This is a genomic window from Albidovulum sp. (assembly GCF_008933605.1).
GTDB lineage: Bacteria > Pseudomonadota > Alphaproteobacteria > Rhodobacterales > Rhodobacteraceae > Albidovulum.
This window is the reverse complement of sequence record NZ_WBUS01000271.1, coordinates 1-2,450: the sequence shown is the minus strand read 5'-3', so window position 1 is coordinate 2,450 and position 2,450 is coordinate 1. Positions and strand designations below refer to the sequence as shown.

At 71.1% G+C, this 2,450-nt stretch carries 3 protein-coding genes; all 3 read right to left on the bottom strand.

The features are described from left to right. Nucleotides 1-382, bottom strand: a 382-nt coding sequence (locus tag F9K34_RS18665; RefSeq protein WP_291338604.1) for a pyrroline-5-carboxylate reductase family protein, incomplete at its 3' end; no start/stop codon positions are given. 3 nt (nucleotides 383-385) lie between these two features. Then, nucleotides 386-1,960, bottom strand: a complete 1,575-nt coding sequence (locus F9K34_RS18660; protein WP_291338603.1) for a trimethylamine methyltransferase family protein — start codon at nucleotides 1,958-1,960, stop codon at nucleotides 386-388. A 135-nt stretch (nucleotides 1,961-2,095) separates the two neighbouring features. After that, nucleotides 2,096-2,450 (bottom strand): 5-formyltetrahydrofolate cyclo-ligase (locus F9K34_RS18655; protein WP_291338602.1); only part of this gene is annotated, 355 nt, incomplete at its 5' end.

Genomic DNA, 2,450 nt, shown 5'->3' with positions numbered 1-2,450 from the left:
CCGCGCACCAGGGCACATGCGCCCGGCCCTCGGTCGCGCCGCCGCCGGGCATCGCGCGGGCGATCCGGGCCGAGGGCCAGTCGCGCCCGAGCCGGTCGAGGGCGACCCCGGCCATGAAGGACAGGACGAGTCCCCGGAAATCCTGCGGACCCGGCAGGCGATAATCCTCCGGTCGGACGGACAGAACCAGCACCTCGCAGCGCGCCACGAGGTCATCGAGGCCCTGTGCCCAGGTGACGCCCGGCCAGCCGTCATAATCCGCCGTCGGGCCGCGCCGGTTGGCGACGACGAGGTCGCCCGGAGCGAGCCCGCGCGCGAGAAGGTGGCGGCCAAGCGCCCGGCCCAGCCAGCCGGTCCCGCCGAGGATGCCGATGCCGCCCATGGTTCAATACCACATGTCCGGGACCGCGGCCTTGCGGCGGGCGATGAAGTCGCGCAAGCCGTCGTCGATGCCCGCGTCGAGCGGCGGCGGCTCGTATTCCCCCAGCCGCTTTTTCCAGAGCCGGTTGGCGCGCGTCGCCGCGTCGGCGGCCCCGTTCGCCTCCCATTTCTCGAAGGGCTCGTTGTCGGAAAGCTCGCTGTCCCAGAACGCGGTCTCGTAATGCGCCATCGTGTGCGCGCAGCCGAAGAAGTGGCTGCCGGGCCCGACCTCGGCGAAGGCGTCGACGGCAAGCTGGTCGTCATCCACCTGCACGCCCTTCAGGTAGGAATGGAGCGCGCCGCAGAGGTCGGCATCCAGCATGAACTTCTCGTAGGACATGGAGAGAAGCCCGTCGAGGAAGCCCGCCGAATGGAGGATGTAGTTCGCGCCGCAGTGGACGGCGGCGAGCATGGACATCGTGCCCTCCATCATCGCCTGCGCGTCGGGCAGTTTCGAGGTGGTGAAGTTGCCCGAGCAGCGCAGCGGCAGGTTCAGCCGGCGGGCAAGCTGGCCGATGACCATGCTGCCGATGGCGGGCTCCGGCGTGCCGAAGGTCGGGCTGCCCGAACGCAGGCTCATCGACGACAGGAAGTTGCCGAACACCACCGGCGCGCCGGTCCGTTCGAGCTGGGTCAGGGCGCAGCCCGCGAGCGTCTCGGCGAGCGACTGCGCGATGGCGCCGGCGCTCGTCACCGGCCCCATCGCGCCGCCGAGGATGAAGGGGACAAGCACGGTTCCCTGGCCGGCGCGGGCATATTCGCGCATGCCGCGCGTCATCGTGCCGTCCCAGACGAGCGGCGAGTTGACGTTGAAGTTGCCCATGATGACGCAGTTCTGGTCGGCGAAGTCGGTCCCGAAGACGATCCGCGCCATCGCGACGCTGTCGGCCGCGCGCTCGGCCGCCGTGACGGAGCCGAGGAAGGCGCGGTCCGAGTAGCGGACATGGGCATAGACCATGTCGAGGTGGCGCTTGTTCACCGGCACGTCGGTGGGCTCGCAGATCGTGCCGCCGGAATGGTGGAACCAGGGCGAGGACTGCGCGAGCTTGATGAAGTTCTCGAAGTCCTGGAGCGTGCCGAAGCGGCGGCCGCGGTCGAGGTCCATCACGAAGGGCGAGCCGTAGGCGGGGGCGAAGACGACGTTCCGGCCGCCGATGCGGACATTGTTGGCGGGGTTGCGGGCGTGTTGCGTGAACTCGGCCGGTGCGGTCTTGACGATCTCGCGCAGCATGCCGGGCGGGAACCTCACCCGCACGCCCTGCACCTCGGCGCCGGCCCGCCGCCAGAGCTCCAGCGCCTCGGGGTCGTCACGGAAGTCGATCCCCGTCTCGGCGAGGATGCGGTCGGCGGCGGCCTCGATGCGGAGGAGGTTCTCCTCGCCCAGCACATCGTATGTCGGGATTCCCCGAACGATGTAGGGCACACGGCCCCCGGTCTGCGGTGCGCTGCGGTCGCGCCGGCGCGCCTCGCGCCCGCCTCCGGGCTTGCGGCCCCGGGCGGGGCGGGCCTCCGTCGGGTCGGGCGCGGCAGCATCGGTCACGGGCTCACCTCCGGCACAAGCGACTCACGGCAGACTAGACCGAGCCGCGCAGGCAGTTAGACCATGAAAGCGACATCGTCGCGTGCGTGCATGTCGGCCCTGTGCCGCCACGGGCGTCGTCCTCCGCGCCGCGCCTTAGATCTCCGCCAGGACGCCTTCGTCCAGGGCGATGTCGTAGGGCTGCGGGAATATCGTCGGGAGCCGCTGGAAGGCAAAACCCACGCCGATGGTCCGCGGGCCGCTGCCGCCGGCCCGGAGCCGCGCGAGCGTGCGGTCGTAGAAGCCGCCGCCGTAGCCGAGCCGGTAATGCGCCGCATCGAAGCCGACGACCGGCGCGATCACGATGTCGGGCACGACCTCGGGGGACGTCTCTGGCGGGATCGGGATGTTCCAGACGCCGCGCTCGAGCCGCTCCGCCCCGGTCCAGAGCCGGAAGGCGAGCGGCGCCGCCTTGCGGACCACGACCGGAAGGCAGGTGCGCGCGCCGGCC